Annotated in this window: 7 protein-coding genes; 6 read left to right on the top strand and 1 reads right to left on the bottom strand. The window is 38.7% G+C overall.

Annotation, left to right across the window (positions count from 1 at the left end; genetic code table 11):
* Positions 1-925: 925 nt before the first annotated feature.
* From SLH51_RS21105 to SLH51_RS24555, 3 genes are all read left to right on the top strand, one after another.
* A complete protein-coding gene (locus SLH51_RS21105) occupies positions 926-1,408 on the top strand; it encodes a hypothetical protein (protein ID WP_335963495.1) in 483 nt (160 codons plus the stop codon).
* A 198-nt stretch (positions 1,409-1,606) separates the two neighbouring features.
* Complete coding sequence (locus SLH51_RS21100; RefSeq protein WP_335963494.1) at positions 1,607-2,032, top strand: hypothetical protein; 426 nt, start codon at positions 1,607-1,609, stop codon at positions 2,030-2,032.
* Positions 2,032-2,145, top strand: coding sequence for a helix-turn-helix domain-containing protein (locus tag SLH51_RS24555; RefSeq protein WP_390183753.1), 114 nt, complete (start codon positions 2,032-2,034; stop codon positions 2,143-2,145). The genes SLH51_RS21100 and SLH51_RS24555 overlap by 1 nt, the downstream gene beginning before the upstream one ends.
* A gap of 232 nt (positions 2,146-2,377) precedes the next feature.
* Here SLH51_RS24555 and SLH51_RS21095 read toward each other — a convergent pair whose 3' ends face one another.
* The gene (locus SLH51_RS21095; protein WP_335963493.1) at positions 2,378-3,082 is read right to left on the bottom strand and encodes an MgtC/SapB family protein; all 705 of its coding nucleotides are present in this window, start codon (positions 3,080-3,082) and stop codon (positions 2,378-2,380) included.
* Between the two features lie 1,267 nt (positions 3,083-4,349).
* Here SLH51_RS21095 and SLH51_RS21090 point away from each other — a divergent pair.
* Genes SLH51_RS21090 through SLH51_RS21080 form a run of 3 tightly spaced genes read left to right on the top strand, consistent with a single transcriptional unit; the run spans position 4,350 to position 7,255 of the window.
* On the top strand, positions 4,350-5,387 hold the full coding sequence (locus SLH51_RS21090) for a ring-opening amidohydrolase (protein WP_335963492.1): 1,038 nt from the start codon (positions 4,350-4,352) through the stop codon (positions 5,385-5,387).
* 12 nt (positions 5,388-5,399) lie between these two features.
* Positions 5,400-6,404, top strand: a complete 1,005-nt coding sequence (locus SLH51_RS21085; RefSeq protein ID WP_335963490.1) for an amidohydrolase family protein — start codon at positions 5,400-5,402, stop codon at positions 6,402-6,404.
* 20 nt (positions 6,405-6,424) lie between these two features.
* Positions 6,425-7,255, top strand: coding sequence for an ABC transporter permease (locus SLH51_RS21080; protein WP_335963489.1), 831 nt, complete (start codon positions 6,425-6,427; stop codon positions 7,253-7,255).
* The last annotated feature ends 3 nt before the right edge of the window (positions 7,256-7,258 follow it).

The following is a 7,258-nucleotide window of genomic DNA, read 5'->3' as shown; positions in this document are numbered from 1 at the left end:
CGGAATTGGCAGACGCGCTAGACTTAGGATCTAGTGTCTTATGACGTGGGGGTTCGACTCCCTTCACCCGCATTTTTGATAGTGCTAAAGGAGAAAGCAGATGAATTCATCTGCTTTCTTTTTTATGAATTTACATTGAAATAGAGGAAACACTTTGTTATTGGCGGCATAAGGAATTAAGGTAAAGTCATGGCTTTAATTTAGACTCCCTTCCATATAAACGGGATATGCTAATTGCTTTAGTCATAATATTGATTGGAATAGACAATTTTATCATCATAGAGCAAGGGGGAACGAATCATCAGTCCACATGGAGTTATTGATTAGGAAAGGGTCTGATGTTTATGGGAAATCAGGAATGTGGTTGTTTACCTGATTCCGAAAACAGAGAAAGAACTTGCAGCTTAGTTGCCTCTATCTGGCGCATGTGAAGTGAGAACAGGACAACCAACCTAGGTAAAGCCCTTGTGAAGAGAGATCTTTGCAGGGGTTTTTTTATGATTTTAAATCATTTACTGTCTTTAAAACAAGTAGATAAAGCAGGTACATACCTAAATACGGAGGCCACTGAAAAAGACCATCGAGGAAGCGGCAATGGCTCCACACGTTGCGCGCCCGCGGATTGAGAAACCCACTCATAGCGGGCTTTAAGGTGTGAGACACTTCTCACACCAATGGCAACGGCTACGCTCATTGCTTCAAGGCCACTGTAATTAAGAAAAAGGGATTGAGAAAACTAGCAAAAAAATTTAGTGCTCCAGTCATGGTATTTCGTTCGTCTTATTATGTAAAAAGTTTCATTTGTGAAAAAAGTCGACAAATGTAAAACGATTGTAAAAGGGAATTAGCTCATTTTGTAGAACTCAAGGGTATGAAGAGAACGGTATGAAGAAAATTGACAGAATTTAGAGGGATGGTGAGAGGTATGTTTAAATGGATGACAAAGAAAGAGCCAGATCAGTGTGAAAGAAGGCTTAAAAGGGTTATGAGGCGTTTGAAAATTGAGGAGTATAATTACAATTATGATCGCATTAGTTGTTATATTGAATTTGAATATCAGGAAAATCTGTACAGGTTGGAACACTCGGTTCAAAAAGCAAATGAAATAGGTCTTATGATGTTAGAGAATGGTTTAGATTGTCTAATTGGGTTGATCGAGTCCCTTGAAGATCTATGCCAAATTATTGGAAGAGGAACTTATAAACTAGAGACTTGGTTATCTGGTATGAAATCAGCAACTTCAGCAGAAGAGTCACCAGAGTTTTTAGTTCATATAAAGGATAAACCATTTGGGAAACGAGCTCTTTCTGAATATAATAGGGAAGAGGAGCTTGTTCATACTGCTCCTGACTCATCTCTAGAGGTTTTTGACCGAAGTCATATCTTTCAACGATCTCAAGGTAAGTAGAGGCTTATTCTATTAATTATCGAAAGAAATTGCGGTTATAAACATATTGCTAGAGAGTGACCCAAAAATAACAATGGGACGCTCTTTTTTATGGACAAAAAACAAGAAATTTGTTCATTTTGTTATAAACTAGTCACGTGACTAAGACATCTAACCATGCCAATGAAATAAAGACTGAAAGGGGAGGTGATCAGTAGCATGCTTTATATACGAGATATTGAGGAGATCATAAAAGAGACTTTACATGAGCACAACTTAGATATGAGTGTTGAATTTAACAATCATCTATCTGAACCTATGAGTTATAATGTATCGACACATACGATCAAGTTTAATTACATACAAGTTAACGGATATATCGCGAAAATTAACTTTAAAGTGAAAGAGACAGATAAAGACCTTGTGAAAATGATTCTTTATCATGCGATCGGATATTATTTAGATTTCAAGAAAAACAAACATGATTTAAGAATCCTCATGTATGGTGATGTAGACGAACAACAACAGCTTAAATCTAAAATAGAAACGAATGCTTGGGAATATGGAAGAACATTGATCCCTAGTGAACTAGTACAATCATATGATCAAGTACGTGAATTAGATAAAATGCTGCTAAAAAGCTAATTGAACATGTATGGACAAAGGCAGAAGGAAACAAAGCCCAAGCCGCTGAATGGTTAGGAATATCACGCCAGAGTCTTTTGTATAAGGTGAGGAAGTATAGGATGCGTGTTTGATCTTGCTTAACCCCAATGCGTTGATGCATTAAAGTGTACATTCATTTGGTGGTGCCTGTTCATTGACGGATTTGTATTATATTCTTAAACAAACTCCTATTGTAGAAGGTGTTGACCTTGTTTTGCTTTCTTAAACAAACAAGTCTTCTACAAAGGGGTTTTTCCATTATTAGTAAAAGTGAAGCAGTCACCTCGCGTCAGCACAGACAGTTACCTTATAAAGAGCAAATGATTATAACTGTTTTCTTACGACTGATACCTTCTTTATCTTTTTTAACAATTGGAGCTTTTCAATTAGTTTTGTTTGATTCATTGTCTTCGTTTCCTTCAGTAAAAATGAATATGTCGATTCGATCTCGTTAATATTTTCCATTTTTGTCTCTAGGATTGTTAGCGATTGTTCATTTAAAAGAGTATAAATTTCAGTAAAGGTTTGATCACTTTTTTCTACGTTTACCGTAAGTAAGACAGTTTCAACTTGCTTATGAAGGATTTTCGTTTCAAGCTGATTTAAAGTAAATAAAACGATTAAGACAATCAGTGTAGTGACGATTGCTTCAAAATACATGCCAGCCCCTACGACGAGTCCTATTCCAGCAACAATCCAAATCGATGCAGCTGTCGTTAAGCCTTTCACACTCAGACCACCTTGAACAAGAATGGTTCCAGCTCCTAAGAAACCGATCCCACTTATTACATAGGAAGGGATTCTGCCTGGATCGACTCTTGCTGTGTCTTGATGACTTTCAATAAAACTAGAAAACCCATTAAGAGACAGAAGCATTAATAAACAAGCGCCTAACCCGACTAATATATGCGTACGTAATCCTGCAGGATGATTTTTTATTTCCCTTTCAAACCCTATAAGTCCACTGAGCAAAATGCTAAGGAGCAAGGGTATTAGAGAAGCTAACATGTCGTCAGGAATGAGTTCCATCCTAATCCCCCTATCGTATAATAACTTTTTTATTTATCTTTATAGAATTTCTTGTTTGCCAATAAATATGTTTATCTCATCATCGTTATTCACTAATAATACACCTTTATTTTCTATTACCACAAAGGAACGGGAGTAAACATCTATGCGGGTGCCTGGTACCACTCGGTTTTTGTCGAGAATGGTCTACTGGGGGATGTAGGGAGAGTCGTGGATGGGTTGTTCGAATAAGAACGGTATCTGGGTAGCCAAATCTGGGGTTATCCAGAATTTTTTTGCAATTACCCCCATATATATAGACATGGGGGTATGTACACAAATGTAATATAATGTTTCATTGGAAAATTTCCAAAAAGAAGGGAAATATCCGTTTTACGCAGAAAAAGGATTATACAAATATCATAAGGAGGTTATACATGGACCTAAACAAAATCCACCACCTACAAGCCTTTGCTTTCATTTATGACATCGAAACCCACTTGAAGCAACTCATCGAGGAACGGTTGTCCCCTAGATATCAGGCCAAAATGCAATCTTACGGGAGCCTCATCAACATCGTCGAGATGCATAATCTACTTTATACCTCAAAAGAAAAATATGTTCTCCTACAAAAAACAATCAACATCAGAAACAAAATCTGTCACATGAGACCGCTCAAAACGAATGAATTCTCACTTCTTAGGCAAGTCCACCATAACGTGAAGAAACCTAGCTATGAACAAGATTATAGGGTCGTAGAAGGGTGTTAAAAGTTGTTTAACAAGCGCTTGTTTTTCCATTTTAGATGAGAACTCTCTCGAAAGGAATAACCTTTTTGAATTGGATAAAAACAATTACAGACTAAAAATCACTCTAATAAATAGTAGGGTGATTTTTTTGTGTTTCCATTCGTAAGGCAGTATCTTAGCTTCCTTGTTAGGTGTGAGGCGGATGATCGTTGAAGGATTCAATCTAACTAATGTCGGCTAGTTAAGATAGCCGCTCTAATCTTATTTTACATCCATGATACATTTTTTTTTATTTTAAATTGAAAAAAAGTCAGTTTTACTACGTGTGGTTCCTCTATAGATGAATGCTAGTTGAGATGTTGATAGATAGATAATGTAACGAGATTGTAGAAAGAATCTTACGAGCGTGTTTAAAATTAGGAATATTCACCAAAAACTTTTCGGATTTACTGTGAAGATACCACAATTACTCTCTCTTTTCTGAATGCTAAGATTTAGTTATACAAAAAACGAAATGTTTTAGAAAAGGGGTTCGGCAAATGAATTATCAATTAGTTCGCTGTGATATGGATCATCCGGGAGATGTTTCTTCATTAGAAAAACTATTAGACGAGGAACAGGTTAACGCCTCTGACATTAAGGCAATTATTGCTCAGACGGAGGGAGATGGATATTCAAGAGGATATGCTACGTTAGCGTTTTTGGATCTGCTCTCAGAGCGATTATACATAAGCAAGCAACAAGTCTTTGACACCATTCCAATGATGATGATTGGAAAAACGGGTGGATTGATGACACCACACTATACGTTATTTATAAAAAGTGAGGACGGAGAAACCGAAGGAACGACTTCTGAAAAAAGATTTGCGTTTGGGGTTGCTTCCACTTCTATTCTTCAAAAGGATGAAATTGGGACATTGGCACAAGTCGATTTAGTGACAGAAGCGGTCAATCAAGCGATGGCTGATGCTGGAATTGAATCGTTGGATGATGTGAAATGCATTGAAGTGAAGTGTCCATGGGGAGTGGGAGGCAGTCTTGCCAAAGCGGCGTCAGCATTAGGAGCAGCTGTTGCCTTACAAGAAGTTGATCGAGAAGACATTACAGAAGATAGCTTAAACAAGGATCACTCTCTTTACTCGAACAAAACATCTGTATCTGCAGGACAAGAGCAAGTAGCTGCAAGAGTTATTGTTATGGGGAACTCATCACAGTCCACAAGTGATTGTTACATTGGTGCAGGTGTGATGCAGGATGCACTTGATTTAAACGGACTGCAAGAAGCGTTCGTTGATGCAGGGCTCAAAACGGATTCCTTTTTAACGCCAGAACAGCAAGAACGAGTCGTCAATGTGTTTGTGAATGCAGGGGCTGATGCGATTCCAACGGTTCGTGGCAGAAGGCACACGATGCACACTGATGCATTAGCGATGCATGCTGGGATTCTTGCAAAGGCTGCAGCGAATGCAGTTGTTGGTAGTTATGTTGGGGAAACACGTATTTTATGCTCAGCCGGTTCTGAACATCAAGGACCTCAAGGAGCCAATTTAATCGCACCAGTTGTACGAGTTAATTAAGGGGGAATGTTCATGAACTATTCTGGTTGGAAAAATTATCACGCACATATTGATAAAGGCTTCTTAATACCACCGTACACGTATAAGGATGAACCAGCACCAACACGAGCGAAGTGGACAAGGGATGCGAAAGTCTTGATGACCAAAAGTGAAATTAAATTAACTGCTTCGTTAGCACTTGAAAAAATGCACCAGTACGGTACAGCGTATGTACGAACGCATGTTGATGTTGATCCACTGTATGAATTACGTGCAGTGGAGGCACTGCTTGAAGTGCAGCAAGAATGGAAGGACCGGATGGTTATTGATCTGATCGCCTTTAATCAAGAAGGATTTGATCGGTTTCCAGAAACGGAAATCTTACTTCGCGAGGCAATGAGTATGGGCGTCAATGGTGTTGGTGGCCATACGAGCATGGATAAAGACGGAAGAAAACATATCGATACGATTATGGACATTGCTTGTGAAGGCGATCTTGATTGGATTGAGTTTCATACAGATGAAACGGGGAGAGTTGATGACTTTCACTTGCCTTATTTAGCAAAGGTAACAACGGAGAGAGAGTTGAAGAATAAAGTCACAGCGATCCATTGTTGTTCATTAGCAAATGTTGATGACAAGCAAGTGATGGAAACAATTGAAGCTGTTGCCCAGTCAGGGATGACGGTAACGACATGTCCAACGGCAATTGCAACACGGTCGCTTACGAGAGTGAAAGAGTTAGCAAATGCCGGTGTACCCATTCAGTTAGGTTCGGATAATTTGAGAGATTATTTTAACCCGTTAGGAAGCGGCAATATGCTGCAATATGGTCAGCTTCTTGCTTATGTTTCACGTTTTTACGAGGCTGAAGAAATTGATCAGTTGATTGGTTGGTTGAACGCAGAACCAGAAAATGAACGAGTGAAACAACAACTAAAAGAGCTTTCTTTGAATCTATCATACCAAGGAAAAACAAATACAGAATTACTAGCTGAGGCGCCACTGCCGCAATTAATTGAGCAATCCGTTAAGTAAAAATGTAAGGGGGAGTATGTATGGAATCAACAAAGTTAAAAGTGGAAAGGATCAATCAGGCACAGACAACGATTACGAAACGAAAAATAGAAGTTCCACAGTATGTGTGGTCAGTACTCACGTTGATAGGGTTAGGGTTGCTTTGGCAAATGCTTACGGTTCTCTTAAATATACCTAGCTATATTCTTCCTTCCCCTTTGGCCATTGTAACGAAATTTATTACAGAGTTTAGCATGATTTTCAGTCACTCTCTAACAACGTTATCAGAAGTCCTGTTAGGATTTGGATTAAGTTTACTTGTTGGAATTCCACTGGCCATTTCGATTGTCTATTCAAGGTATTTAGCAACGTCTTTTTACCCAATCTTAATTGCAATCCAGTGTATTCCGATGGTTTCAGTAGCACCAATTCTTGTCATTTGGTTTGGCTATGGATTAGCTACGAAGGTCCTGCTAGCAAGTTTAATTTCCTTTTTCCCCATTGTCATTAATTCTGTTGTAGGCTTCCGTTCCCTTGATAGTGATATGCATGATCTTGGTCGCTCGATTGGTATTTCTGAATGGAAAATCTTTTATTACTTACGCTTGCCTAATGCATTGCCACATCTTTTTGGTGGATTCAAAGTAGGAATTACGCTTGCTGTCGTCGGGGCTATTGTTGGTGAATTTGTTGCCTCCGAGCGAGGGCTTGGTTACTTACAGTTAACTGCTAATAATCGGTTAGATACAGTGATGGTGTTTGCGACGCTACTCGCATTAGCGCTTGTTGGAATGCTTTTATTCTTTGCTGTACACGTTGTCGAGAGACTAGTCATGCCTTGGTATAACTCAACGAAAGCTGAAAGGGGGTAAATA

It is taken from the genome of Halalkalibacter kiskunsagensis, assembly GCF_037027555.1.
Lineage (GTDB): Bacteria > Bacillota > Bacilli > Bacillales > Bacillaceae_D > Halalkalibacter > Halalkalibacter kiskunsagensis.
Note: the sequence above shows the minus strand (reverse complement) of the source record. Positions and strands in the feature narration are given on the sequence as shown.